The following is a 25,439-nucleotide window of genomic DNA, read 5'->3' as shown; positions in this document are numbered from 1 at the left end:
CTCACCGAAAGACGTGCCTCGATGACCACCACCTCCACCGACCACGCCGGAGAGAGCGCGTCGCCCGCGGACGTGGCGTGGGTGGCCGACACCGCGGAGCGGATCGGCCGGAGCATGGGGCAGGTCATCCGGGGCAAGCCCGACGCCATCGGGCTGGCGGTCATCGCCCTCCTGGCTGAGGGTCACGTGCTGGTCGAGGACGTGCCCGGGGTCGGCAAGACGTCGCTGGTCCGGGCGCTGGCCGCGTCCCTGGCCGCGGAGTGGAACCGGGTCCAGTTCACCCCCGACCTGCTGCCATCGGACGTCACCGGCGCCACCGTCTACCGCCAGCACGACAGCAGCTTCTCGTTCCGGCCGGGCCCGATCTTTGCCAACGTCGTTCTCGCCGACGAGATCAACCGGGCGTCCCCGAAGACCCAGTCCGCGCTGCTCGAGGTGATGGAAGAGCGGCGGGTCACCGTCGACGGGAAGGCCCATCCCGTGCCCCGCCCGTTCCTCGTGCTGGCCACCCAGAACCCCATCGAGATGGACGGCACCTACCGGCTCCCCGAAGCGCAGCTGGACCGGTTCTTGATCCGACTGTCGATCGGGTACCCCGACGGCGCCAGCGAGGCCGAGGTCTTGGCCGCCGACGGCGCCGAGACGGGGATCGCCGCCCTCCGGCCGGTGGCGTCGGCTGCCGACGTGGAGCGGATGATCCGGATCGTCCGCTCCATCCGGGTGGCCCCGGCTCTGCGGGACTACATCGTCGCCATCGCCGCAGCCACCCGCTCCCAGCCAGAAGTACGCCTGGGCGCCAGCCCCCGCGCCAGCCTGTCGCTCATGCGAGCGGCGCGGGCCCGGGCGGCGATCGCCGGGCGGGACTACGCCACCGCCGACGACGTCAAGGCGCTGACCCACGCCGTCCTCGGTCACCGCATGGTTCTGGCCTCGCAAGCGGTGCTCAACAACGCGACCACGACCAAGCTGATCGACGACGTCCTTCGCGCCGTCCCCGTGCCGACCGCCGGCTAGCGGCGGTGCGTCCCACCCAGACCGGTTGGAGCACCCTCGGCGCCGGCGTCGCCGTCTACGTCCTCGGCGTGGTGCTCGGCTACCCGGAGCTTTGCGTGCTGGCCGGGGCTTTGGTGCTGCTCGTCGCCGCGGCCTTCGTGTGGGTTCTCCACCCGCCGACGCTGGCCGTCGAACGCCAGCTCGAGCCGGTCCGGGTCCGGCGGGGCGGGGCTGCGTTGGGGCTGGTGCAGGTGACCAACGTCGGGCGGCGGCGAGCGCCGCGCCTGCGCGTCGAAGACCGCGTCGGGCTGGAGCGGGTCACCGTAGAGCTGCCGCCGCTGCGCCCCGCGGCCAGCCACTCGACTACCTACCGGCTGCCGACCGGCCGGCGGGGGGTGTTCGCGGTCGGGCCGATGGTCCTCGACCAGACCGACCCATTCGGGCTGGTGTCGCGGCGGCGAAACTTCGGTTCCGGGGCGACGTTGTGGGTCCATCCCCGCAGCCACCCGGTCCCCGCGGTGCGGGCCGGGTCGACCATCGAGATGGACGGCCCGATGGACGACACCGCCCCCGAAGGGACGATCGCCTTCCAGGGGTTGCGGCCCTACGTGGAAGGCGACGACCTGCGGATGGTGCACTGGCGGACCACCGCCCGCACCGGGACGTTGATGATCAAAAAGCACGTCGACACCAACCGGCCCCAGGTCGCGGTCCTCCTCGACGACCGCAGCGGGTCGTACCCGACACCGGCGTGGTTCGAGGAGGCAGCGGAGGTCGCCGCGTCTCTCGTCGAGCAGGCGCTTCGAGCCGGCGCGCCGGTCCGGTTGGACACGATCAGCGGGGCGGTCACGGAGTTCGTGCCGACCGGGGCCCGCGACGCCCTGGACCTGATCGCCGGGCTGTCCCTCCACGCCGACGGCAGCCTGGCCCGGGCGGTTCAAAGCCTCGAAGGCGAGACCGGCGGATCCGTGGCAGTGCTGATCAGCGGCGACGCGATGCCCGACGACCCCACCAGCCTCGATCGTCTCGGCGGCCGGTACCGCCGGGTCAGCGCCCTGCTGCTCGGCGCCGAGACGCCGGCCTCCCGGCGCATCGCCCGCCTCGAGGTGTGCCGGGCCGGGGGAGCCGCGGCGGTGCTGGCCCTGTGGCAGTCGGGGAGCGGAGGGTGACCCGACCGGTCCTGCGCCGCTATGTGCCCGCCGTCGCCTCGCTCCTGGCGGTCGCGGCGGCCGGAGCCGCGTTCGAGCGGGTGTTCGGGTGGGGAGGCACCGCCGGGCCGCTTGTCGTCGCGACGGTCCTCGGCGGTGTCGGTGGCGGCGTCGCCCGCCTGGCGTTGACCGCGCCGGCGGGGGGACCGGGCGACGGGTCCGGGACCTCCGACCAGCCCGCCTCATCGGGGGCCGCGCTGGCGGGGGTGGCGGTGGTGCTGGCCACGCTGCTCGCCCCCGTCGCCACCGCCGCGCTGTTCGCGTCGCCGGGCCCGGGGAGCCCCGGGCGTGCCGTCGCCGACGGCGTCGGTGCCCTCACCGGCGGCTGGAGCCGGATTCTCACGACCAGCGTGCCCGTTCCGCCGACCGCCAGCCGGCTGCCGTTGCTCGCCGGGGTCGTCGCCCTCGGCGCGGCTGCGGCGGTGATCGTCGCGACCCGCCGGCGGCCCGGCCTGGGTGGCCTGGTGCCGGCGGGACTGGTGTTGCTCGTCGCCTTGGTCCTCGGAGTCCACGGCCCCGGATCGCTGACCACGGTGGTCGCGCCGGTCGCGGTGGCCGGCGTCGCGTACCTCCTGCTCGTGTCGCGCCCGCCCGGAGACGGCGCTACCTGGGTGCCACCCGCCAGGGCCCTCGCCGCGGTCGCGACCGGGGTCGTTGTCCTCACCCTGTCGTTGGCCGTCGGCGCCAATTTCCCCTTCGCCTCCAGCAGGCAGCCGGTCAACCTCCGCACCAGGCTGGCTCCGCCGGTGGACCTCGGTTCGACCCCGAATCCGCTAAACGAAGTCCCGGCCCGGCAAGGCCGTGGCGCGGGAACGGTCATGTTCCGCGCCGACGTCGACCGGACGTGGCTGGCGTCGCCGCCGGATTGGCGCATCGCCAGTCTCGACACCTACGACGGCACCGGGTGGAGCACCGACGCCAAGGCCATCCGGGCCGGCAACCTGCTGCCGGCTCCGGCGGCGCTGGACCCCTCCACGCTCGGGCCGGCCACCACCTACCGGGTGCACCTCGCCGGGCTGGGCGGACCTTGGGTGCCGACCGCCGGCGTGCCCACCTCGGTCACCCCGGCCGACTTGTCCTACGACCCTGCGACCACCAGCCTCCTGGCGACCGGCCCCGGCGCTCCGGGGGCGTTCACGGTCAGCGCCCGGCTCCCCGATCCCAGCCGCGCGTCGCTCGACACCGCCGCGGTGCCAAGCGGCAGCGCGGCGGCGCAGCTGACGAGCGTGCCGGCGTGCTTCCCTGCCGCGCTGCGCTCGCTGGCGGAGGCAGTCGTCGCCCGGCAGGGCCGGCCTGACCAGCAGGCAGCGGCGATCGAGCAGTCGCTCGCGGCCGGGCACGGTTTCGCGCTCGACCCGAAGGCCGCGCCAGGATCGAGCTGCGCGAGGCTGTCGGCGTTCGCGGCCGCCAAGTCGGGGAGCGCCGAGCAGTTCGCCGCCGCGTTCGCGCTGATGGCCCGTTCGGTGGGGCTGCCGGCCAGGCTGGCGGTGGGATTCCGGCCCGGGACGGTGTCGCGGGGGCATCCGGGGGGTTCGTTCTCAGGGACGACGGTGGTGCGCGGGGCGGACGCCACCGTCTGGCCGGAGGTGGAGTTCGCCGGGTTGGGCTGGGAGGCGTTCAGCCCGTTCCCCGCCTCGTCCGCGCCCGGCAAGACCCCCGGCGCGGGCGGAGTTACCACCGTCCCGAAGCTGGACCAGGGGCTCAACCAGGTCCGCCAGACCGTCGCGTCGCAAGCCGGCGGGACCGTGCCCCGCGGCGACCAGGGGGCTGCGCTGGCGGGCAAGGCCTCTTCGGGCGGCGGTTCGTTCAATCCGCTGCTGCTCGTCCCGGTGGTGCTGATCGCCGTGTTGGTGATGCTGACCTGCGCCCGGCTGCTACAGCGGGCCCGGCTGCGGGCTCGGCGCCGGGCCGCGCCCACACCGGCGGGGCAGGTCCGGGGCGCGTGGGCGGAGGTGCTGGACGCGTTCGGGCCGCTGGCGGCCAGCCACGCCCTCGCCGGCGGGGGGCGCGGTGGCGCGAGCGCGACCGCCGGCGGGGGCGGCGCCGGCAGGGCGGGCCCGCTCGGCACCCTCACTCCGAGCGAAGTGCACGCCTTGGTCCTCGTCGCTTGCCCGGCCGCCGCCGGGCCGACCCTGGAGGTGGCTCGAGCGGTGGACCAAGCGGTGTTCGCCGAAGTGGCGTCACCGGCTACCGCCGACGCCGCGTGGGTGGCGGCCGGCCGCGCGGTGGCGGCCCTGCGCGCCGCGTTGCCGGCAGGAAGGCGGGCCCGGGTGCTGCTGGCAGGCAGCCCAGGGGTGGGGCGCAGCCGCCGAAGGGTGACCCCGTCGGCGCTTGGGGCGCCGTAGGGCCCCGGCCGCTTTCGTCAACCGGCCCGCGACCCGAGTTCCCGCCGGCGCTGGGCTACCGCCGCCTGCACCGTGGCCACGATGTGCTCGGGAGTCGAGTTGGACGTGAAGTCGAGCACGATCCACCCGGCCGCAACCAGGTGCCCCCGACGATCGGAGTCCCGATCGAAACGGGAACGCAGCCCGTGATACTCGAACCCGTTCCACTCCACCGCGATCTTCAGCTCCACGATCGCCCGGTCCACCCGGTAAGCGCCGTAGGGAGTGTCGATCCAGTACTGGCGGGCAGCCGGCGGCAGGCCCATACGGTCCCACGCCCGGTCCATCCGCTGCTCCCAACCGTTGGCTCCCCGCTCCGGCTCCCCGGAGCGCTCCGCGAGCACTTCCCTCAGAAGTCGGGCCCCGTCCCGCGCCCGGCCGGCGCCGTCGACCACCGCCTCCACCACCCTGGACAACTCTCGCAGCGACACGACCCGGCGGCGCAACGCCTCGTCGACCAGACCGCCCATAGCCCCAGCGCCCAGCCGGGGGGACAGGTCCAGCATCGTGCGGGAGACGGTGGTCACCGGCACGCCGGCACGCTGGGTGACCTCGGCGGGCGGCAGGGGCCGCTGGTACACCCGGACGCCGGGCACCCTCCTCCGGCGCGGCGCGGTCAGCTCCGGGCAGGGGTACAGCGCGACACCGTCGTGGAGATCCCACAGGCGAAGGGCGCTGGAGTGGGAGGCCGCCGCGCCCGGGCCGGCGGTGAGGACGGCTGCCAGCACGTCGTCCTCCCAGGTGCGGCTGGCTCCTGGGAGAGCCAGGACCGTCCGGCCCCGGCGCACCAGGTCGCCGGCGGCCACCGCGTGGCGCCGGGCGTTCTCGCCCATCCCCAGCGCCTCGAGCTGGGCGACGGTGATCAGCATCCGCTGCCGGGCGGCCCGTCTCTGGACCAGAGCCATCCGCCGGCGCCTTTCCACCCCCATAGTCGCAGTATTTCATGCCTTTTCCTGCCGTGCAACGCGAATCGAAGTTGTGGGTGGGGTCGGTTTGGCGCGATACGGATCGGGTCGGGAAGAGCAGGTGTCGCAAACCCGCGCTGGCGCACGGGTTTGCGACATGTGCTCTTGTGAAAGCCGGCGAGTCAGCGGACAAGCGGCCCCACGACCCACGGCCGAGGCGGAAGGCCCCGCCGCGGTCGGGCCGCGGTCGCGCCGCGGCCCCATGGCCGCGTGGGTGGCCCGGGGCCCCCGACTGACCGGACCGGCGCCTCAGGGCGTGGTGGGTGCCGACGGCGCCCCGAGCGTGGTGGGCGGCGATGTCGTCGTGGGGGAGGGGGTGCCTCCGCGGATACACACGGGCGCGGCGTAGGCCGGCGCACCGGTCGTGTAGACGGTCCCGACGGCGAAGCAGTAGCCCCTTGTCGGGTCCAACCCCTGAATGACGGTCTGCGTCGAGCCGGTCGCGACCTGGGGGTTTTGGCCGCTGACCTGGACGACGTACTCGTAGGGGCCGCCGGCCGGGTCGATCCACGCCAGGGTGGCGCTGGTGGGCTGCTCGGCGATGACCTTGACCGACCGGGGTGCCAGGGTCGAGGGGTCCGGGACCGAGGGGTGGAGGACCGGTGTGGTGCTGATCGTCGGCCGGGAGGGGCTGTTGGAGCCGGTGGTTGCCAGGACGACCACCAGGGCGACCACCACCAGGGCCGCCCCGGCGATCCCCCCGCCGATCCACAACCGGCGGGCGGAGGCCGGCTCGGGGATCTCCGCCGGCGGGGCGTCGGGTTCCGGGGCGCGGTGGCGGAAGTAGCGGGTGGTCTCCCCCTCGATGTTGGCGTCGTCCCCCGCCCCCGCCCCCGCCCCCGCCCCCGCCGGTGACGGTGACGGCTCCCTACGACCCGGCGAAGGCTCCGACCCCGGACCGGAGGAAGGCGCCGGCGGAGACCCGGGCGGGAGCACAGGCTCAGACACCGGCGGCGACGCAGGCACCGAGGCCGCCGCAGACACCGAGGCCGCCAAAGGCCTAGAACCCGGCCCAGGCACCGCAGGGCCCTCGCCCCGCCGGAAGTGCTGGGTATTTCCGTCGCCCTCTCGCAATGGCCAGATCGACCCGCCAAGCGTCGTCCCCGCGGCGCCAGACCCGCCCCCGCCAGACCCACGCTCACCAGACCCGCCCCCGCCGCCACTCACGTCACCGGCACTGACCGCACCACGGTCGACAACCGGCCCTGACACCTCCACCACCGGCAGCAGCGTTGGCCCCCACCCCGCCTCGACCTCCACGGCCTGCAGGGCCCGGCCGAACTCGGCCGCCGACGGCCACCGCTGCGAGGGTGATTTGGCCATGGCCCGCTCGAGCGCAGCCACCAGCCCGGCAGGCACGTCGGTGCGGGGGATGACCGGGACCGGGTCGTTCAGGACCCGGAGCATGCCGGCGAGCAGGCCGTCCCCCTCGGGCCCGGCGAAGGGGGGCCGTCCGGCGAGGAGGGTGTGGAGGGTCGACGCCAGCGACCACTGGTCGGCGGGCGGCCCTACCGTGCCCCCCTCCAGGACCTCCGGCGCGGCGTGGACCGGGGTCAGGGCCTGGGTCGTGCCGCTGACCTCGCCGGCGACCACGGCGATGCCGAAATCGGCCAGAGCGGGCTCGCCGTACCGGGTGACCAGGATGTTTGCCGGCTTGACGTCGCGGTGGACCACGCCGTCGCGGGCCGCCAGCTCCAGCACGCCGGCGATCTTGATCCCGATGGCCACCACGTCGCGGACCGGCAGGACCCCAGAGGCGGCCAGCCGGGACGCCAGACTGCCGCCAGCGGCGTGCTCCATGACCACGTATCCCCGCCCGTCGGGCAGGAACCCGCTGGCGAACACCGTGACCACGTTGGGGTGGCCGCTCAACCGTCCGGCCAGGGCCAGCTCCCGCTCGAAACGCCGGCGGGCCTTGTCGTCGGCGACGGGGTTGGTCAGGACCTTGACCGCGACCAGGCGGTCGAACGCCACCTGCCGGGCCTGGTAAACGACGCTCGACCCGCCGGCGCCGATCTGCGCCAGGTCGGTGAGGCCGATCGCCTCGAGGGGGTCGGTTGCGGGCTCCCGCCAGGGACCGGGCATGCCCCGCATGATGCCACCCCTCGGAAAGCCCCGACCCCGACGCCGGGGGCGCGGGCCCCCGCCGGTCGGTGCTAGGTTCGTCGAACTGCCCCGGGGGACCGGAGCAGGAGAGCGGCTCCTTCCCTGGGGGCGTCGGCGGAGCCGTTCAAGCGGCCTCTTTTGGCGACCCGGGCCGTGTTCTCCACAACATGTGGATCATCTTGTGGACAATCAAGGCTGAATGAGGCAGAGGGACCAGGTGACCGACGCAGGCGAAGTGTGGAGGACCTGCTCGGAGCTCCTCCAGATTCAGGTCTCCGAGGCCACGTGGCGGGCGTGGTTCACCGGTCTGGAGCCCGAGGACGTCGACGACGAGTGCCTCACCCTCTCCGCCCCCAGCGCCTTGGTGCGCGAGCGGATCGAGGAGCGCTACTCGGGTCTCATCCAAGGTGTCCTGGAGGACGAACTGCGCCGCCCGCTGCGGGTGAAGCTGCTGGTCAGACGGCCTATGGAGCACCTCGAGGAGGCTCCCGCGGCCGATGACCCCAACGGGACCGGACCCCTCCTGGCAGAGCACGAAGGCCGGAGGGAGCACTCCGCCGGCGGGGACCGCGCCGGGGACTCCGACCGCAAGGGCCGGGGGCATGCGCCCGCCGGCGACCACGACCACAACGGTCGGGGGATGCGCCCGCCGCCGCGCTCGGAGTCCCCGGTCCTCAACCCCCGGTACCGCTTCGAGGCGTTCGTCATCGGGGCCACCAACCGCTTCGCGCACGCCGCCGCGCAGCGAGTCGCGGAGAAGCCGGCGGCCTCCTACAACCCGTTGTTCATCCACGGCGACAGCGGCCTGGGGAAAACCCACCTGCTCCACGCCATCGGCCACTACGTCGCCGACAACTTCCCCCAGATGTCGGTCCGTTACGTCTCGACCGAGACGTTCATGAACGACTTCGTCGACGCGATCCGCACCAACGGCCAGAGCAGCTTCAAGCGCCGGTACCGGGACTGCGACGTGCTCCTCGTCGACGACATCCAGTTCATGGAGGGCAAGGAGGGACTCCAGGAGGAGTTCTTCCACACGTTCAACTCCCTCTACGAGGGCGCCCGCCAGATCGTACTGTCCTCCGACCGCCATCCCCGCTCCATCGCCACCCTCGAGGACCGGCTCCGCAGCCGCTTCGAGTGGGGCCTGATCACCGACGTGCAGCCCCCGGAGCTCGAGACCCGCCTGGCCATCTTGCGCAAGAAGGCCGAGTCGGAGCGGGTGCCGATCCCGCCCGAGGTCCTCGAGCTGATCGCCACCCACGTCCGGGACAACATCCGGGAGCTGGAAGGCGCCCTGATCCGGGTGTCGGCGTTCGCCAGCCTCAACAACAAGCCGCTGACCATCGACGTGGCCGAGACGGTCCTCTCCGACATCCTCGACGCCGGCCGGCCCCGCCAGATCACCCCGAAGGTGATCCTCGAGACCACCGCGACGATGTTCGATTTCAGCGTGGACGACATCTGCGGCACCAGCCGGCGCCGGCCGCTGGTCAACGCCCGTCAGATCGGGATGTACGTGTTCCGGGAGCTGACCGACTTCAGCTACCCGGCCATCGCCAGGGAGTTCGGCGGACGAGACCACACGACGGTGATCCATGCGGTGGAGAAAGTGAGCCGGTTGATGATGGAGCGCCGCCAGACCTACGACCAGGTGACCGAGCTCATCCACCGGATCAAGGGCGGAACATCATGAAACACGCGAGCATCTCATCGCCATCGTCGGGGGCAACGTGTGTCGGTGTCGTGTAGTTCGCGGGGACGACGCCCCCTCCGCCCACAGGGGGTCGCCGGAACCGTCGCTGGCCTGTGCGATCCTGGGGACATCATCGGCGCAACCGCGACGGCCGTGACCAGCACCGATGCCCTGTCATCCACAATCCACAGGGCTTACTACCACCACTACCAAAAAGATCTATCTAGAAGAGAAGAAGCAGGGGAAGACACTGTCGTGAAGAAGAGGCTGCGGTGAAGCTGCGCTGCGAACGTGACGTGCTGGTCGATGCGCTCGGCACTGCCGGGCGGGCGGTGGCTGGACGCAGCGGCGCCCTGCCGGTGCTGTCGGGGGTCCGCCTCGAGGTGACCGGTGATCACCTGACGGTGACGGGCACCGACTTGGACCTGACCATCACCGTGTCGTCCATGGTCAACGGGTCCGTCGACGGGGTCGTCGTCGCTCCTGGCCGCCTGGTAACCGACATCGTCCGGGCGCTCGAGCCGGGCGCGGTGACCCTCGAGACCGGCGACTCCGAAAGCGGCGACGAGGACCTGCGGATCACCGCCGGGCGATCCGCGTTCACCGTCCGCACCCACCCGGCCGGGGACTTCCCTCGCCTGGCGAGCCCGTCGGGTGACGCGGTCACCCTGCCCGCCGAGGGCCTCTCCGAGGCCCTGCGCCAGGTCGTGCGGGCCGCTTCGGGCGAGGACAGCCGGCCGATCCTCACCGGCGTGCTGATGGCCGCTGAGGCCGGCGGTCTGCGCCTGGTGGCGACCGACTCCTACCGGCTGGCGGTTCGGGACCTGCCCGGCGCCGGCGCGGTGCTGTCGGAGGGCCAGAAGGTGCTGGTGCCGTCGCGGGCGCTCGGCGAGCTGCAGCGCCTGCTCGGCTCCGCCGCCGGCGGGGACGTGGAGCTGCGCCTGGGCCAGCACGACGCCACCTTCGGGACCGGCTCGGTCGCGTTGACGTCGCGCCTGATCGAGGGGGAGTTCCCCAACTACCGCCAGTTGATTCCCGCCAGCTACCCCAACCGGCTGGTCGTCGGGCGCGAGGCGCTGCTCGACGCGGTGCGCCGGGTGAAGCTCCTGGCCCGCGACGCGACGACCCCGGTGCGCATCGCGCTGCGCCCCGACGGGATCGAGCTGACGGTGATCACCACCGACTGGGGGACCGCCACCGAGGACGTAGACGCCAAGTACGAGGGCGCGGAGATGACCGTGGCGTTCAACCCGGCGTACCTGATCGACGGCGTGGAGGCGGTGCCCACCGACGAGGTGGTCCTCGACACCCTCGACGCCCTCAAGCCGGCCACGCTGCGCCCCACCGACAGCGACGACTACCTGTACCTGCTGATGCCCGTACGGGTGTCCTGACGCAGCTCCGGCCGGGTCACGGAGTCCCCCGGTGCACCTCGACCGTCTCTGGCTGAGCGACTTCCGTTCCTACGAGGCCGCCGAGCTGGTCCCGGCGCCCGAAGGGCTGACGGTGGTGTCGGGGGCCAACGGCGAGGGCAAGACCAACCTGCTCGAGGCGGTCGCGTACCTGGCCTCGCTGCGCAGCTTCCGGGGCGCCCCGGGGGAGGCGCTGATCCGGGTCGGGGCGCCCCACGCGGTGGTGCGCGCCGAGGTGGACCGGGCCGGGCGGCGCCTCCTTATCGAGGCCGAGCTGCGCCCGAGCGGACGGGACCGGGTGCAGGTCAACCGCCAGGCGTTGCGCCGGACCCGGGACCTGCTCGGGTCGCTGCAGGTGACGGTGTTCGCTCCCGACGACCTGACCTTGGTCAAGGGCGGACCGTCGGCTCGCCGGCAGTATCTCGACGACCTTCTCGTCGCGCTCCACCCCCGCCACGACGCCACCCAGAGCGAGGTCGAACGGGTGCTGCGCCAGCGCAACGCGCTGCTCAAGCAGGCCGGCGGGCGGGCCACCCCCGACGTGGTCGCCACCCTCGACGTGTGGGACGCCAAGCTGGCCTCGGCCGGCGAGACGCTGGTGGCCGCCCGGGCCGGGCTGACCGCGGCGCTGTCACCGGTCGCGGCGGCCACCTACGAGCAGGTGGCGGTGTCCGCCCCCAAGGCCCGCGGCGCGGTGCGCCTGGCGTACCAGCCGAGCTGGGACGGCCCACTGTTGGAGGCGCTGGCCGCGGCCAGGACCGACGACCTGCGCCGGGGGGTGACCACCGTCGGCCCCCACCGCGACGAGCTGGCCGCGTGGATCGGCGAACTGCCGGCCCGGACCCACGCGTCGCAGGGCGAGCAGCGGTCGCTGGCGCTGGCGTTGCGCCTGGCCGGGCATTCTGTGGTCACCGGCCGCCTGGAGACGCCGCCGGTGCTGCTCCTCGACGACGTCTTCTCCGAGCTCGACCCGGACCGCTCCGCAGCGTTGCTGGCCGCCCTACCGGCCGGCCAGGCGCTTTTGACCACCGCCGGCGGCCTGCCGCCCGGCGCCCGCCCGGCGGTCACCGTGCGTGTCGAGGGCGGCAAGCTTCTCGATTGAGCGGTGTTGAGCCGCCCTGCGCCGCCACCGTGCGCGTCTGGGGTGGCGGGGGGCACTACGATGGCGCCGCGATGAGCACCTGGCGGCCGTCCCGAACGCCCCGCTGGCAGCAAGAGCCGGCGCCGGTCGGTTCGTCGCTCGATCGCCTGGCCCGGCGGCTGGGCGCGCCGCCCCCCGACGTGCTCAGCGCGGTGTTCGCCCGGTGGGAAGAGATGGTCGGTCCGCAGGTCGCGGCTCACGCCGCGCCCCGCAGCCTGCGGGGCGGGGTGCTGGTGATCGCGGTGGACGAGCCGGCTTGGGCCACCCAGTTGCGGATGCTCTCCGGTGACCTCCTGGCCCGGCTCGCGGCCGCCGCGCCGGACCCCTCCGCAGTGCGCGAGCTGCGGGTAGTCGTACGGCGCTAGACCCCCTTTCCGACACCCCCCTCTGGTAAACTACGTCAATCGCGTTTCGCGCCGCTGACCTGCATGTTCGGCTGTCCTAGGGCCAGCCAGGGTGCTGGCGGAGGCCGCACCCGGTCGGCGCATGAGACGCCCGCTCGACTCCCCGCTGTGAAAGGTCGCGTCCGTGGCGCTACAAGCCAGTTATCCCGACGATCCGGAACCAACGTATAACGCGGCGCAGATGACCGTGCTCGAGGGTCTCGAGCCGGTCAGGAAGCGGCCCGGTATGTACATCGGTTCGACCGGATTGTCGGGTCTGCACCACTTGGTGTGGGAGGTCGTCGACAACTCGGTGGACGAGGCGATGGCCGGCTACTGCGACAAGATCGACGTGACCTTGCTGGCTGACGGCGGGTGCCGGGTGGTCGACAACGGCCGGGGCATCCCGACCGACGTCAACCCGCAGCAGAAGATGACCGGCGTGGAGATCGCCCTCACCAAGCTCCACGGCGGCGGCAAGTTCGGCGGCAGCGGCTACAAGGTCTCCGGCGGCCTGCACGGCGTCGGGGTGTCGGTGGTCAACGCGCTGTCGAAGCGGCTGATCGTCGAGGTCGACCTTCGCGGCGATCACCACCGGATGGAGTTCGCCGACGGCGGCAAGCCCCAGACCAAGCTGGAGGTGGTCGGCCCGGCGCCGAAGGGTCGCACCGGCACCACGGTGACGTTCTGGCCCGACGGCCGGATCTTCGAGGAGACCGAGTTCAACTCGACGACGATCCTCGAGCGACTGCAGATCTACTCGTTCCTCAACGCCGGTCTGGAGATCCGCTTCACCGACGAGCGGGCCGACTCCCCCGAGACGGTCGTCTACAAGTACACCCTTGGGATTGTGGACTTCGTGCGCCACATCAACTCGTCGAAGACGCCGCTGTTCAAGAAGGTCGCCTACTTCAAGGTCCCCGACGCGGACAACGAGGTGGAGATCGCCCTCCAGTACAACGACGGGTACTACGAGGGGATCCACGGTTACGCCAACGGCATCTCGACCACCGAGGGCGGCACGCACGTCGAGGGGTTCCGCAAGGCGCTGACCAGCGTGGTCAACAAGTACGCCCGCGCCGCGAACATCCTCAAGGACAAAGACGAGAACCTTCTCGGCGAGGACATCCGCGAGGGCCTCACCGCCATCGTCGCGGTGAAGCTGCGCGACCCGCAGTTCGAGGGGCAGACCAAAGCCAAGCTGGGCAACGTTCCGATGCGCTCGGTCGTGGAGCGCGCCACCAACGAAAAGCTGGCCGAGTGGCTCGACGAGCACCCAGCCGAGGCCAAGCTGATCGTCAACAAGGCGGTCACCGCGGCCCGGGCCCGGCTCGCGGCCCGCCAGGCCCGAGACGCCACCCGCCGCAAGTCCGCGCTCGAGGGCGCCGGCCTGCCCGGCAAGCTGACCGACTGCGCGTCGCGCAACTCCGCGGAGTCGGAGCTGTTCATCGTGGAGGGCGACTCCGCTGGCGGTTCGGCCATCCGTGCCCGCGACCCGAAGACCCAGGCGATCCTCCCGATCCGGGGCAAGATCCTCAACGTCGAGCGGGCCCGTATCGAGCGAATGCTCAAGAACAACGAGGTTCAGGCGCTGATCTCCGCCATCGGCGCCGGCCTCGGCGAGGACTTCGATGCCAGCAAGTCCCGCTACGGCAAGGTGATCATCCTCGCCGACGCGGACGTGGACGGCTCGCACATCCGGACCCTGCTTTTGACGTTCTTCTTCCGCCAGATGCGTCCCCTCATCGAAGAGGGCCACGTGTTCTGCGCGCAGCCGCCGCTGTTCTCGACGCTCGTCGGCAAGGAGAAGGTGTACCTGAAAGACGAGGTAGCCCGGCAGCGGTTCATCACCGAGCGCCCCAACCACAAAGCCGAGTTCAACCGGCTGAAGGGCCTGGGCGAGATGGACTGGTCGGAGCTGGGCGAGACGACCATGGCGCCGGCCCGCCGGTCGCTGCTGCGAGTCGACGTCGAGCAGGCGGCCATCGCCGACGAGGTCTGCAGCGTCCTCATGGGCGACGACGTCGAGCAGCGCAAGCACTTCATCACGACCAACGCCGGCGACGTCCGGTTCCTCGACATCTAGAGGCCTGCACCCGAATGGCTGAGAGCACGCATGACTGACATCACCCCGCCCGAACCGCCCCCCGAACCGCCCGCCGGCGGCGGAGGGGGTGACGATGGCACCACCACCGGGTTCGGGTCGATCGAGCCGATCGAGATCCAGACCGAGATGGAGCGCTCCTTCTTGGAGTACGCCATGTCGGTCATCGTCTCCCGGGCGCTGCCCGACGCCAGGGACGGGCTGAAGCCGGTCCACCGTCGGATCCTCTACGACATGCACGTGCAGGGCTACCGCCCGGACCGGCCGTTCGTGAAGTGCGCCAAGGTCACCGGCGACACCATGAGCCGGTTCCACCCGCACGGCAGCAGCGCCATCTACGACGCGCTGGCCCGGATGGCGCAGCCGTTCAGCCTCCGCCATCCGCTGGTCGCGTTCCACGGCAACTACGGCTCGCCGGACTACCCGCCGGCCGCGGAGCGCTACACCGAGTGCCGGCTGTCCCCCCTCGCCATGCACATGATCGAGGGCCTCGACGAGGACACCGTCGACATGGGGCGCAACTACACCAACGAGGAGGACGAGCCGACCGTCCTCCCGTCGCGCTTCCCCAACCTTTTGGTCAACGGTAGCCAGGGCATCGCGGTGGGCATGGCGACCAACATCCCGCCGCACAACCTGGGCGAGGTCATCGACGCCACCGTCCACCTGCTCGACAACCCCGACGCCACCGTCGAGGACCTGATGCAGTTCGTCAAGGGCCCCGACTTCCCGACCGGCGCCCAGATCCTCGGCCGCCAGGGGATCCTCGACGCCTACCGCACCGGGCGCGGGTCGATCCGGATGCGGGCCAAGGCCGAGATCGTCGAGGGCGAAGGCCGCAACGCCACCGAGGAGATCGTCATCTCCGAGCTGCCGTACCAGAGCAGCCCCAACGCGGTGGCGGCCAAGATCGCCGAGCTGGTCAACGCCCGCGAGCTGGAGGGCATCCGCGACATCCGGGACCTCTCCGCGGGCGACGACACCAAGCTGGTCATCTACTTGAAGCGCGACGTCAACGCCAACGTCGTGCTCAACAACCTGTTCAAGCACACCACGCTGCAGACGAGCTTCGGCGTCAACATGGTGGCTCTGGTCGACGGGGTGCCCCGCACCCTCAACCTGCGGGAGGCGTTGAAGGCTTACGTCGACCATCAGGTCGACGTCATCCGCCGGCGGACCGAGTACCGGCTGCGTAAGGCCCGGGACCGGGCCCACATCGTCGAGGGTCTGATCAAGGCCCTGGACTTGATCGACGCGATCATCGCCTTGATCCGGGCTTCTGACGACCGGGCCGAGGCCCGCACCGGCCTGATGGCCGCCCCCTTCGAGTTCTCCGAGATCCAGGCCAACCACATCTTGGACATGCAGCTGGTCCGCCTGACCCGCCTCGGCCGGGCCGACCTCGAAGCGGAGATGGCCAAGCTGCGCGAGACCATCGCCGAGCTGGAGGCGATCCTGGCCGACGAGGGCGTCCTGCGCGGCGTCATCAAGTCCGAGATCGGCGCCATCCGAGCCGAGTTCGCCACGCCCCGCAAGGCCGAGATCACCTTCGACCCGGGCGACATGGACGCCGAGGACCTGATCACCGACGAGGAGCTGGTCCTCACGATGACCCGGGCCGGCTACGTCAAGGCGGTGCGGGCCTCGGACTTCCGGACCCAGGGCCGCGGCGGGCGGGGCGTGACGGGCGGCAAGCTCAAGGAGGAGGACCTGGTGACCCAGGTCATCCACACCAGCGCCCACGCCCATCTCCTGTGCTTCTCCAACCGGGGGCGGGTGTACCGGCTGCGGGCTTATGAGGTGCCGATTAAGGAGCGCACGGCGCGAGGGACCCCGATCGTCAACCTGCTGCCTTTGGCTCCCAACGAGCGGATCCAGACGCTGATCGACACCCGGGAGTTCCCCGAGGACCGCTACTTGATGTTCGCCACCAAGGCCGGGCAGGTGAAGAAGACCACCTTCTCGGAGTACGACAAGTCCCGCCGCGAAGGCTTCATCGCCATCAACCTGCGCGAGCACGACGAGCTGGTCAAGGTCATCGTGACCGGCGGCGACGACGACATCTTCATGGTGTCGCGAAGCGGGATGGCCATCCGGTTCTCCGAGAACGACGTCCGGCCGATGGGCCGCGACGCGGCCGGGGTGCGGGGCATGCAGCTGCGCGACGGCGACGAGGTGGTGTCGTTGGACATCGCCCGCGACGAGACGAGCATCTTGATCGTCACCGACGCCGGGTTCGGCAAACGGACTCAGCTGCACCACTTCAACCGTCAGAACCGCGGTGGTCTGGGGGTGCGGGGCATCAAGCTGACCGCGCAGCGCGGCAGGGTGGTCGACGCGTTCATGGTCGGCCTGGAGGACGAGATCCTGGTGATCTCCTCTGCGGCGGTGATGGTCCGGATGCCGGTCCGTCAGATCTCCAGTCAGGGGCGCGACGCCACCGGGGTGCGGGTCGTCAGCCTCGATCAGGGTCAGGTGGTTGCGTCGGTTGCGCCGGTGCTGGCGGTGGAGGAGTCCACCTGATGAGCGAGGGGGGGCAGCCGCCGGTCGGCGCCGGGGACGCATCGGAGTCCCCGCTGCCGCCGGGCTACGGCGCTTTGGACGCGGGGTTCCCGTCCGGGGGCCCCGACTCGGTGGAGACCCGCCGGGCTCGTGCCGGCAACGGCGGGACTGCCGACGGACCTCCGCCGGGCCCGCCCCGGCCGCGCGGGGGCGAGCCCCGAGGCGGCGACCCCACCCGAGGCGGCGACCCCACCCGAGGCGATCCCGCCAGCGGCGGCCAGCCCCGAGGTGGGGGTTCGGTGGGCGGCGAGGCGCGCGGGTCCCGGGCGCGGGCGGCCGGCTCGCCGGCTATGACCCCCGCCGGCCCGGTCCGGCCGTGGGCTCGGCGCGGCGCGCCCGTCGCCGAGGCGCTCCCCGCCCCCCCAGAGCGATGGGAGCCGGGCGTTCGCGACGACGACATCGTCGAGGGGCCGGTGCGCGGCGGGCGCCACCCCCACCAGACGGTGCGGGTGGTGCGCGGGGTGCGCAGCAAGCGCCTGGTTCGGCGCGTCGACGTGTGGACCGTCGCCAAGGTGTCGTTCGTCTTCTACCTGCTGACCCTGGTGGTGATCCTCGTCGCCGGCGTGATCCTCTGGAACGTGGCCAGCGCCTTCGGGTTCATTCACAGCATCGAGAAGTCCGTCCGGACCCTGTTCTCGCTGAAGACCTTCACCCTGCACCCGCTTCCCACCCTGGAGTACGCGGTGGGCATCGGCGCCATGCTGTGCCTCGTCGGGCTGCTGGTCAACGTGCTGGCCGCGGTGGCCTACAACCTGATCAGCGACCTGGTCGGCGGCGTGCAGGTTGTGGTGGTGAGCGAACCCGAGTGAGGCCCGGCCGGCTCACCCCGGTCGCTCCCCACGACGCCCGATCTGGGCAGCGTCACTCCTTGGTGCCCATCGCCCCCTGGAGGTCGAACAGGTCGCCGGCGTCGTCCATGGCCACCACCATCCGCGGCTTCACGTACCGGTGGGATTCGCCTGACAGGCGGATGGCGGTTCCCCACGAGGTGAACCCGATGACGTGGGACGCGAACGGCAGCGGCCGGTCGCTGTATTGCACCGCAACCACCCCTTGCGCGCCCATCCCGATCGCCGAGGACTGCAGCCGCTCCATCCCCTGCTCGCGGGCTTGGTACATGGCCTCGGTCAGGTTGGTCATCTCGGTGTTGGCGGTGACCTGCTTGAACACGGTCCCTATCGTCCGGTAGGGGACCTGGACGAACGACGCGCCGAACGCCAGGCCGAGCGGTTCCCAGCCGGCGTTGTGGAGGAGCAGGAAGTCCCGGACGGTCAGGTCGGACACGAACGGGTGCCCGCCGCGGCCGCCGCCGGCGGGGCGTACCGCGGTGCCGACCAGGACCGCCTGGACCGTGTGGCGGTGGACCTGAAAGTCCACGTCGACGCCGATCACGCCGACGCCGCCTGCCGCGGAGCAGTCATCCCGGATGCGGGCCACCGCGCTGGCCACCGCGGAGGTGAAAGCCTGCGCGGACTGGTCGGTGGCCCCGGCCCACCCGGCCCCGGCGAAGCCCATCGTCGGGATCGCCGCCACCGACGCGCCGATCACCATGTCCACGGGCTCCCAGTCGATGGAGTGCAGGAGCAGGGTCTCGTCGATGGTCAGGTCGGAGGTGACCTGGTGGAGGTCGCCCCGCGTCGGCGACGACGGGCGCGGCGGGCTGTGATGATCGGAGCGGTGGCGGCCGCCCTGACCGGCCGGCTCCGGCGGCGAGGACGGCGAGGACGGCGCCGGCGCGGCGGGCGTCTTGTCGTGGACCATGCCCTGGGGGGTGTTGAACAGCCGGTCGAGCTCCTCGCGCGACATCGCCGGCTTGTCGGGGTCGCTCATGACAGGCGCACCGTGGGCACCGGCTGGGGGAGCGGCTCGGCGTCGCGGACCCGGCGCACCTTGGTCCCTCGCAGCACCGCGCTGATCGTGGTCCGCCCCACCAGGCTGTCCTCGCTGACCCGGAGGTCGGCACCGTGGAGGGCGCCGCCGTCGAGGGTCGACTTGATGTGGTCCCGGACCAGGCGCCGTGCCGAGGTCTGGGCGTCGGAGAGCTGCCCGATCTCCCCGTAGGGCGACACCACCCCGTAGGTGTCCCACCGGCCGTTCTCTTGGATCTCGGTCACGCACACCGGCAGCACCGTCACCGCGGCGAAAGCGCCGACCACCGACACCGGCGCCAGGCCGGCCTCGAACAGCTTGCCGAGCTTGGATCCGGCCAGGTAGGTGCTCCACACCCGGTCGGGGGCGGGCTGGCCGTCCATCACCACCGCGGTTCCGAGGAGATGGAACTCCCGGACCCGGGGCCCGATCAGCGGCTTGGTCGCGTCGGTGACGCCGATGACGCCGTGAGCGCCGAGCGCCTCGGCTTCTTCGAGCATCCGGCGGTAGGTGGCGTTGTATCCCTCCGCCCAGGTCGCTTCGATGCCGGTCGCCTCGATGTTGTAGCCGCGGGAGGGGTGCTCGGCGCTGGCGATGATCGAATGCGGGCAGTAGTAGTTGTCCAGCACGTTGCCCCACCCCGACCACGACGTGCCGTACCCCCCTTGCCACTGGTTGCCGTAGTTGGTCTGGCTGGGCAGGTAGTAGCCCGGGTTCCACCCCATCGCGCAGAAACCCTGGACCAGCCCGACGGGACGCATCCCCATGTGCAGGCAGGCGGCGAAGTCGGCGACGCTGAGCGCGGAGCTGAAGCTCTTGGCCGCCAGCCGCCGGCCGGCGGCCTCGGGCAGGTCGATCGGCGGGCCGGCCTGGCCGCCGGTACCGGCGCCGGACGTGAACGCCATCAGCCGTCCAGGGAGATGATGGTGGTGGGCCGGGGGAGGGTCACCTCGTCGCTGGTCTTCACCACCGCGGTCCCGAGGGAGAGGAACTCGATGGTGTGGCTCCCCCACTGGTGGGTTTTCTCCTCGAGGCGGACCCCGACGATCCCGGTCGCCTCGAGCCGCTCGGCCTCGTCTTGCATCCGGGTCATGGCCAGCTCACGGGCTTCGTAGAGGGCCTGGGTGAAGTTCGGGAGCTCCTGGTTTTGACCGATTGAAGAAATGGCCTGGCCCAGGCCACGGTGGGCGATGTGGTACACGCAGGTGCCCATCACCAGGCCCTGGGGGACGTGACCGGTCTGCATCAAGGTCCAGAAATCCTGGCCGGAGAGGTCGGAGGTGAACGGCTTGCCCAGCTTGTTGCGGTAAGAGGCGCCGTTTTCGGCTTTGACAGCGGTCCCCACCGCGATGAACTCCGCGGCGTCGTTGCCCCACTCGTAGTAGTTGACGTCGAGGCGGACGCCGACGACTCCGTCCGCGCCGAGCTCGGTGGCCTCCTCCTCCATGCGGTTCATGGCCAGCTCCCGGGCGTTGTACATCGCCGCGGTGAGCTTCTCCAGCTCCTGGGACGACCCCCACTTCCGGGTCTGAAGGCCGATGTGGTAGATCGACGACCCCATCACGAACCCGACGGGGTGGAAGCCGACCTCCTTGATCAGCAGGAACTCGTTCACCGACAGGTCGGAGGTGAACAGGCCGTTTTCGAGTTCCTTCAGGCGCCGGCCGGCGTCTTTCGGGAGGTCGGTGGGCAGCGGTGGGCGCTCGTTGGACGTGTCGGTCATGCGTAGCCTCCGTAGACGATGTTTTCGAGGGTCTGGCGGGCCCGTTGGCTGTGCTCGGCCTCGGCCCGCAGCCCGTCGAGGAGGCGCTTGATCCACTCGTCGATACCTACCTGCTCGGAGCGGATGCGGATCCCGCCCGAGGTGTGCCCGACGCTGCAGGTGACCCTTCCCTTGACGACCTCCGCCCGGAAGGTGTCGGACCCCATGGCCACCTCGATCGACTTGATGTTGTCGGACTTCTTGAACAACCCGCCCTCTTTCTCCACCGTGAGCCGGTCGGAGAGCGACACCTGGAGCTGCCCGGCGAGCATCTTGAGCAGCATCGGCAGGTCCTCCTCCTTGGCCAGGAGGGCGGTGGTGGCCAGGTCGAGGTCGAGGCGGTCCTCGGGCTGCTCGCCGAACCCGGTCAGTTCGTTGCTCATCGGCATCTCTCCGTTGCTCTAGGAGGCGGGCCAGACGACCTGCTCGTCGATACCGAAGGTCACGTTACTGATGATGTCGGGGGTGGGCACCGCGAAGGGCACCGCGGCCTGCAGGCAGTGGCGGGCCGGCAGCTGCCGATACCAGGCGTCGGGGAGGCGGAGGTCGAAGGAAGGGTTGAACTGGGTGTTGTCGGGGCCGTTGATCGTCAGGTCGAACGCGGTGCTGAGCGGGTCGAGGGCCACCGAGACCGCGCACACCGAGAACTGCACCTTGGTGACGTTTGGCGCGGAACGGTCGACTCCCTTCACGTCGACGGTGACCGGCTCCCGGGCGCCGCTGGAGCCCTCGGTGATGCCGCTGGCTTGGACGGTGACCGCGGTGCCGAGCGCGACGTCGTGGACCACCGGCGGCTTGTAGTTGAAGTTCAAATTGGAGTTGGCGGCGCCGCTGGAGTTGGAGCTGCTGGTGTTGGAGCTGTTGGCACCGGCGAGGCCGTACCCGGCGAACACCGAAGCGGTGATGACCGTCCAGATGACCGCCGACACCAGCCAGAAGCGGGTGGTGGCGCCGAGCAGTTCGGAGCTGCGGCGCGACTGGCGGGCGCGGGCCCAGGCGATCACCGTGGGGACCGGGCTGGCCAGGCCGAGGGTCACCGCGGTGAGGACTATCCACAACGACCAGAACTTCCTGCCGGGGGCGATGAGGGCGTAGACGTTGGGGTCGCGCTGGCGGTAGAAGGAGCGGTAGCGACGGCCGTTCTTGCCCAGGTAGCGCGGTGGGCGGGACGCGGCGCGCGACGCCCGGCGGGTGTAGCTGCGTTTGGGGTCGAAGGCCGGGGACCAGTACGGGTTGTCGGGATCAGCGCGGCGGCGTCCGCCTCTGGTCAGGGGAGTGCCGGCGGCCGGCGGCCTTTGATGGCTGCCGGTGTCGTGGGCTCCGTCGCTGTGGGCTTCGGTGGGATCGGTGTCGGGGCGCGATCCGGGTGGTTCGCCGGCCGGGTTCTGGCCCCACTTGGGGGCCGGAGCCGCGCCGACGTGGCCCGCGCTCTCCGCCCAGGGATCGTCGCCGGTCGAAGTCGGGTCCCCAGTCACCTCGCCACCTCCCGTGATCGCCGCCAGGCGTTACGAGCGTGACGGTAGTCGCCGAATCGGCGCCGGACAGCAAGCGTTTCCACCCCGCCGCCGGAGGCGAGATGAGCGCCGGCGGCGTGGTGCGGTATCGTGACCCTCCGCATCTGCGGGGCTATAGCTCAGCTGGTTAGAGCGCAGCACTGATAATGCTGAGGTCCCTGGTTCGATTCCAGGTAGCCCCACCGCAAAAGTCCTGGTCAGGGGGGTCGGCGGGCCCCCTGAAGGCAGTTGAAACCTCATGCGTCCCGCGGTCATCCCGCGAATTCGCGGGCTGCTCGGGGACCTCGCCTGGTTGCAGGAAATAGGCGCCGAGGAGCTGGGCGGCGTTGTGGTCGGCCACGGCGGTGGGTTTGGCGTAGATGTTGAGGGTGGTTTGGGCGTTCTTGTGGCCGGCCCGGGTCTGGGCGGTCTTGACGTCGACGGCCAGGGCGACCATGGCGGTGGTGTTGAGCGTCCGCAGCGACTGGAACTTGAGGCCGGGCACCCCGGCTCGCTTGCAGGCGGGGATCCAGTGCCGCTGGCGCCAGTTGGTGTAGTCCAGGCTGGTCCCGTCGGAGTTGGCGCAGACCGTCTTGTCCTTGTCGGCGGCGGTCAGCTGGCGGCGGCGGAGGTGCTCGGCGAGCAGCTCGAGGAGCTCGGTGGGGGCGGCCATCGTCCGGCCGCTGTTCCACTTCGGGTCGCCGGCGATCATCCGGCCGCCCGGTCCACGGGTGAGCTGGGTGGCGACGGTGACGGTGCGGGTGAGGAAGTCGATGTCCCCGACCCGCAGACCGGCCGCCTCGCCCCAGCGCAGGCCGAGCACCGCGCCCAGGTAGACCATCGGCGCTCCGGTCTCGGGGAGCTCGCCGGCCAGGGCCCGCAGCTGGTCAGGAGAGGCCAGGAGGGTCCTGGTGGGGACGATGGCCGGCAGCTTGATCCGCCGGCACGGGGAGCGGCCGATGCGGTCGGTGTCGACGGCGTAGGAGAAGACCGCCCGGGCCACCGAGTACTGGCGCAGCACGGTACGGGGGCGGTGCTTGTCGACCCAGCTGTTGACCATCCGCTGCACGTCGACGGGGGAGATCGAGCCGATCGGCAGGTCACCGATGGCCGGCAGGATGTGCAAGCGGAGCATGTTGGCGTCGCGAGCGATGGTCGAGGGCTTCTTGGCCGGGTTGCACTCCTGCCACTCGGCGGCCACGTCCCGGAACTTGGTGGCCGTGCGCCTGGGGTCGATCCAGTTGCCCCGGGCCCGATCGGCCTTCTCGGTGGCCTGGAACTGCTCGGCCTCCTTGCGGGTGCGGAACGTGCGGGAGTACTCCCGGCCGCTGGTGTCACGGAGCCGGACCTCGTAGCGGCGCACACCTGACGCTGTGGTGCGGGTCGAGATGCTCACTGGGCTTCGCTCCTGCTGTCACCCCGGGGCGGGGACGGTGGGAAGGGAAGGCAAGGTGCCTCGATAGCTGCCGGTCCTGATCGGGGCCGGCCCGAGCGGCGACGGGGCTTGGAGTAAGTCTCGCTCGGAGGTGCGACGGCGCGGTCCGCAGGCGCCTCCCTCGGCGGTCCGCTGGGTGGCCCCTGGCCCAGGCTCTCGCCGGCGATGGAGGCGACGTAGAGGCGGAGGGCGTCGACGGTGATGCGGCGGCTGCCGCCGATTTTGACGCTGGAGAGCTGGCGGGTGCTGATGAGGTGGTAGAGGCGGGTGCGGCCGATGCGCAGCGCCCGGGCTGCTTCTTCGGGGGTGAGGAGCAGCTGGAGGGTCGGATGGTCGTTGGTGACCGTCTGGCGGAGGGTCATGGCTCGTCGGGTTCGATGTCGGGTTGAAGGCGGCGGCGGATCCGGTCTCCCCAGACTTTGTGGAGGTCGAGGCTGATCCAGTCGGGTTGGTATTGGTCGGGGTGGACGCCGAAGGTGGCCCGGAAGCGGCGGATCCTTCGGTAGATGGTGGCTCGGTTCCAGCCGGCGTGTTCGAGGTTGGCGAACCCTCCCGCTCGTTGCCAGGCCAGCCAGAAGCCGAGGAGTTGGGATTCTTCGGCGACGGCTTCGAACAGGTCGTCTCTGGCGTCGGGGTCGAGGGTGGTGGCTGACGGGTCGGGGTGGCGGTGGTAGGCCTCTTCCATGTCGTCGCGGGCCAGCTCGAAGTGGAAGTGCTCCCAGCGCTCTCTGGCGGCGCCGGCGCCTTCGGGGGTGGGGCTGGGGTCGAGTCGGTAGTCGGGGTAGCTCGCCACGACTCTCAGTATTGCGCCTCCCAGTTCGGATTGTCAACGGTGCGACTCCGGGTTTGTGGCGGGTTGGGCGTCTTTCCGGGGCTTGGTGCCAGGCCGGGTTCGGGTCGTCAAGGGCCTGCGCTTCGCTCCGGTCCCTGCGGGACGGGCCCTGCGGGCCGCTCTTGACTGCCCTCCCCCGTCCCGGCGTGTCGCAGTTGAGGGCCGAGCACACGTGCTCGACCCGGCGAGCAACCCCGCAAACCGTCGCGGGTTCTGCTGCCTACTGCGGCTGGGCCTTCAGTGAGGGCGGCCCTGGGTGGGGTCGGGAGGCGCCCACTGGCTGGACGCCGGCAATACGGGCATCGGGGAGGGGAGAGGCCGGCCGGCTGCGGCGGCTCGGCGGGCGAGGTCGTCGGGGATCTCGACAGGCGTCGAATCGTTGAAGGCCAGATACCGGAGGAGCACGTAGTGACAGGCCAGCCACGGCAGCACCAGGCGGAGCGGCGGTCCTGAGGACGGCCAGACGATGATGCCGGCAGGATCGATTGCGGCGTTCCGGAGTTCGCTCCAGGGGATCTCGAACCATCCCGTCTGGCCTTGCAAGGCCAGGCGACGGTTGGAGAAGTACGCCAGCCCGTGGTTGGCGGCCCGCCACTGGACGGCAGCCTGACGCTCCGCGTTCCGGCGCTGAGAAGCGTTGTAGAGGAGGCTGGCGCCAAGGGTGGCAGCGGTGAACAGCGGGTTACCGAGCGCCAGGAAGCCGCCCCGGTTATAGCTCACATTGGCGCCGATGAACTGTTGCAAGGTGCACTGCACCTCTGAGTGGACCGTCTCGCCCGGCGGGGTCGGCCAAGTCGTCGGAATGGCGTTGAGTTGCTGGCCGGAACGAATGGCCACAGCCATCTCGTACGCCCGCAGCAGATCTTCGTCGTCTTGGCCCCACCTCGGCACGCCGACCACGCTCCCGAGTATACGAAGCAGATCGCCGAGCTCGCCCTGGCCTTACGCCCCCTCCGGGCGGCCGATATTCGGGCTCTTCACCCTTTAGGTGGGGTGGCACCAACCGGTGTTGAGGGTAGCGGCCGGCCGAGGTTGTTGCAGTGGCCGAGGATCCGGACCCGGTAGTTGGCCATGTTGGTGAAGCCGCATCCGGC

Annotated in this window: 21 protein-coding genes, 1 tRNA gene and 1 pseudogene; 12 read left to right on the top strand and 11 right to left on the bottom strand. The window is 71.3% G+C overall.

Going from position 1 to position 25,439, the window contains the following annotated elements:
- Positions 1 to 21: 21 nt before the first annotated feature.
- The 3 genes from K6U06_RS22265 to K6U06_RS22255 are packed head-to-tail and all read left to right on the top strand — an operon-like array spanning position 22 to position 4,546.
- Complete coding sequence (locus K6U06_RS22265) at positions 22 to 1,014, top strand: AAA family ATPase (protein WP_262324182.1); 993 nt, start codon at positions 22 to 24, stop codon at positions 1,012 to 1,014.
- 5 nt (positions 1,015 to 1,019) lie between these two features.
- Positions 1,020 to 2,162 (top strand): DUF58 domain-containing protein, encoded by a 1,143-nt coding sequence (locus K6U06_RS22260; protein WP_262324181.1) that lies wholly within the window; start codon positions 1,020 to 1,022, stop codon positions 2,160 to 2,162.
- A complete protein-coding gene (locus K6U06_RS22255) occupies positions 2,159 to 4,546 on the top strand; it encodes a transglutaminaseTgpA domain-containing protein (protein ID WP_262324180.1) in 2,388 nt (795 codons plus the stop codon). Before K6U06_RS22260 ends, K6U06_RS22255 begins: the two co-directional genes overlap by 4 nt.
- A 17-nt stretch (positions 4,547 to 4,563) precedes the next feature.
- Here the strand turns inward: K6U06_RS22255 and K6U06_RS22250 are convergent, their stop codons facing one another.
- Positions 4,564 to 5,490, bottom strand: coding sequence for a hypothetical protein (locus tag K6U06_RS22250; RefSeq protein ID WP_262324179.1), 927 nt, complete (start codon positions 5,488 to 5,490; stop codon positions 4,564 to 4,566).
- A gap of 309 nt (positions 5,491 to 5,799) precedes the next feature.
- Positions 5,800 to 7,635: a protein kinase domain-containing protein gene (locus tag K6U06_RS22245; protein ID WP_262324178.1), complete on the bottom strand. Its 1,836-nt coding sequence runs from the start codon at positions 7,633 to 7,635 to the stop codon at positions 5,800 to 5,802.
- A 238-nt stretch (positions 7,636 to 7,873) separates the two neighbouring features.
- Here K6U06_RS22245 and dnaA point away from each other — a divergent pair, with 238 nt between their 5' ends.
- The 7 genes from dnaA (at position 7,874) to K6U06_RS22210 (ending at position 17,763) form a co-directional block, all read left to right on the top strand.
- Positions 7,874 to 9,352, top strand: a complete 1,479-nt coding sequence (gene dnaA / locus K6U06_RS22240) for a chromosomal replication initiator protein DnaA (RefSeq protein ID WP_262324177.1) — start codon at positions 7,874 to 7,876, stop codon at positions 9,350 to 9,352.
- 272 nt (positions 9,353 to 9,624) lie between these two features.
- Complete coding sequence (gene dnaN, locus K6U06_RS22235) at positions 9,625 to 10,746, top strand: DNA polymerase III subunit beta (RefSeq protein WP_262324176.1); 1,122 nt, start codon at positions 9,625 to 9,627, stop codon at positions 10,744 to 10,746.
- Positions 10,747 to 10,777: 31 nt separating this feature from the next.
- A complete protein-coding gene (gene recF, locus K6U06_RS22230; protein WP_262324175.1) occupies positions 10,778 to 11,866 on the top strand; it encodes a DNA replication/repair protein RecF in 1,089 nt (362 codons plus the stop codon).
- 71 nt (positions 11,867 to 11,937) lie between these two features.
- Positions 11,938 to 12,270, top strand: a complete 333-nt coding sequence (locus K6U06_RS22225) for a DUF721 domain-containing protein (protein WP_262324174.1) — start codon at positions 11,938 to 11,940, stop codon at positions 12,268 to 12,270.
- 163 nt (positions 12,271 to 12,433) lie between these two features.
- Positions 12,434 to 14,374 (top strand): type IIA DNA topoisomerase subunit B, encoded by a 1,941-nt coding sequence (locus tag K6U06_RS22220; protein ID WP_262324173.1) that lies wholly within the window; start codon positions 12,434 to 12,436, stop codon positions 14,372 to 14,374.
- 30 nt (positions 14,375 to 14,404) lie between these two features.
- Positions 14,405 to 16,915 carry a DNA gyrase subunit A gene (gene gyrA, locus K6U06_RS22215; protein WP_262324172.1) on the top strand — a complete coding sequence of 837 codons (2,511 nt, stop codon included), beginning with the start codon at positions 14,405 to 14,407 and terminating at the stop codon, positions 16,913 to 16,915.
- Positions 16,915 to 17,763, top strand: coding sequence for a DUF3566 domain-containing protein (locus K6U06_RS22210; RefSeq protein WP_262324171.1), 849 nt, complete (start codon positions 16,915 to 16,917; stop codon positions 17,761 to 17,763). The genes gyrA and K6U06_RS22210 overlap by 1 nt, the downstream gene beginning before the upstream one ends.
- Before the next feature lie 52 nt (positions 17,764 to 17,815).
- Here the strand turns inward: K6U06_RS22210 and K6U06_RS22205 are convergent, their stop codons facing one another.
- The 5 genes from K6U06_RS22205 to K6U06_RS22185 are packed head-to-tail and all read right to left on the bottom strand — an operon-like array spanning position 17,816 to position 22,060.
- The gene (locus K6U06_RS22205) at positions 17,816 to 18,784 is read right to left on the bottom strand and encodes a heavy metal-binding domain-containing protein (protein WP_262324170.1); all 969 of its coding nucleotides are present in this window, start codon (positions 18,782 to 18,784) and stop codon (positions 17,816 to 17,818) included.
- A complete protein-coding gene (locus K6U06_RS22200) occupies positions 18,781 to 19,728 on the bottom strand; it encodes a hypothetical protein (RefSeq protein WP_262324169.1) in 948 nt (315 codons plus the stop codon). The genes K6U06_RS22205 and K6U06_RS22200 overlap by 4 nt, the downstream gene beginning before the upstream one ends.
- A complete protein-coding gene (locus tag K6U06_RS22195) occupies positions 19,728 to 20,546 on the bottom strand; it encodes a heavy metal-binding domain-containing protein (RefSeq protein WP_262324168.1) in 819 nt (272 codons plus the stop codon). The genes K6U06_RS22200 and K6U06_RS22195 overlap by 1 nt, the downstream gene beginning before the upstream one ends.
- A complete protein-coding gene (locus tag K6U06_RS22190; RefSeq protein WP_262324167.1) occupies positions 20,543 to 20,968 on the bottom strand; it encodes a hypothetical protein in 426 nt (141 codons plus the stop codon). The genes K6U06_RS22195 and K6U06_RS22190 overlap by 4 nt, the downstream gene beginning before the upstream one ends.
- 18 nt (positions 20,969 to 20,986) lie before the next feature.
- Positions 20,987 to 22,060 carry a hypothetical protein gene (locus tag K6U06_RS22185; protein ID WP_262324166.1) on the bottom strand — a complete coding sequence of 358 codons (1,074 nt, stop codon included), beginning with the start codon at positions 22,058 to 22,060 and terminating at the stop codon, positions 20,987 to 20,989.
- Between the two features lie 147 nt (positions 22,061 to 22,207).
- On the opposite strand from K6U06_RS22185, the gene K6U06_RS22180 reads away from it, so the two are divergent.
- Positions 22,208 to 22,281, top strand: a tRNA-Ile gene (locus tag K6U06_RS22180).
- A 224-nt stretch (positions 22,282 to 22,505) separates the two neighbouring features.
- On the opposite strand, the pseudogene xerC reads toward K6U06_RS22180, so the two are convergent.
- A pseudogene (xerC, locus tag K6U06_RS24855) lies at positions 22,506 to 23,231 on the bottom strand (tyrosine recombinase XerC); the annotation flags it as partial.
- Here xerC and K6U06_RS22170 point away from each other — a divergent pair.
- A complete protein-coding gene (locus K6U06_RS22170; protein ID WP_262324164.1) occupies positions 23,116 to 23,433 on the top strand; it encodes a hypothetical protein in 318 nt (105 codons plus the stop codon). The pseudogene xerC and the gene K6U06_RS22170 sit on opposite strands and share 116 nt — an antisense overlap.
- A gap of 37 nt (positions 23,434 to 23,470) precedes the next feature.
- Here K6U06_RS22170 and K6U06_RS22165 read toward each other — a convergent pair whose 3' ends face one another.
- The 3 genes from K6U06_RS22165 to K6U06_RS22155 all read right to left on the bottom strand — a co-directional run bounded on the left by K6U06_RS22165 (position 23,471) and on the right by K6U06_RS22155 (position 25,245).
- Positions 23,471 to 23,875: a helix-turn-helix domain-containing protein gene (locus K6U06_RS22165; RefSeq protein WP_262324163.1), complete on the bottom strand. Its 405-nt coding sequence runs from the start codon at positions 23,873 to 23,875 to the stop codon at positions 23,471 to 23,473.
- Positions 23,872 to 24,306, bottom strand: a complete 435-nt coding sequence (locus K6U06_RS22160) for a hypothetical protein (protein ID WP_262324162.1) — start codon at positions 24,304 to 24,306, stop codon at positions 23,872 to 23,874. Before K6U06_RS22160 ends, K6U06_RS22165 begins: the two co-directional genes overlap by 4 nt.
- 276 nt (positions 24,307 to 24,582) lie before the next feature.
- Positions 24,583 to 25,245 (bottom strand): hypothetical protein, encoded by a 663-nt coding sequence (locus K6U06_RS22155; protein ID WP_262324161.1) that lies wholly within the window; start codon positions 25,243 to 25,245, stop codon positions 24,583 to 24,585.
- Positions 25,246 to 25,439 lie beyond the last annotated feature (194 nt).

Source organism: Acidiferrimicrobium sp. IK (genome assembly GCF_025499425.1).
Classification (GTDB): Bacteria; Actinomycetota; Acidimicrobiia; order Acidimicrobiales; family Palsa-688; genus Acidiferrimicrobium.
This window is presented reverse-complemented; position numbering and strand designations above follow the sequence as displayed.

Coding starts and splice junctions, on each gene's coding strand:
- K6U06_RS22265 (WP_262324182.1), top strand. CDS start 22: ATGACCACCACCTCCACCGACCACGCCGGAGAGAGCGCGTCGCCCGCG.
- K6U06_RS22250 (WP_262324179.1), bottom strand. CDS start 5,490: ATGGCTCTGGTCCAGAGACGGGCCGCCCGGCAGCGGATGCTGATCACC.
- K6U06_RS22245 (WP_262324178.1), bottom strand. CDS start 7,635: ATGCCCGGTCCCTGGCGGGAGCCCGCAACCGACCCCCTCGAGGCGATC.
- K6U06_RS22225 (WP_262324174.1), top strand. CDS start 11,938: ATGAGCACCTGGCGGCCGTCCCGAACGCCCCGCTGGCAGCAAGAGCCG.
- gyrA (WP_262324172.1), top strand. CDS start 14,405: ATGACTGACATCACCCCGCCCGAACCGCCCCCCGAACCGCCCGCCGGC.
- K6U06_RS22210 (WP_262324171.1), top strand. CDS start 16,915: ATGAGCGAGGGGGGGCAGCCGCCGGTCGGCGCCGGGGACGCATCGGAG.
- K6U06_RS22205 (WP_262324170.1), bottom strand. CDS start 18,784: ATGAGCGACCCCGACAAGCCGGCGATGTCGCGCGAGGAGCTCGACCGG.
- K6U06_RS22200 (WP_262324169.1), bottom strand. CDS start 19,728: ATGGCGTTCACGTCCGGCGCCGGTACCGGCGGCCAGGCCGGCCCGCCG.
- K6U06_RS22195 (WP_262324168.1), bottom strand. CDS start 20,546: ATGACCGACACGTCCAACGAGCGCCCACCGCTGCCCACCGACCTCCCG.
- K6U06_RS22190 (WP_262324167.1), bottom strand. CDS start 20,968: ATGAGCAACGAACTGACCGGGTTCGGCGAGCAGCCCGAGGACCGCCTC.
- K6U06_RS22165 (WP_262324163.1), bottom strand. CDS start 23,875: ATGACCCTCCGCCAGACGGTCACCAACGACCATCCGACCCTCCAGCTG.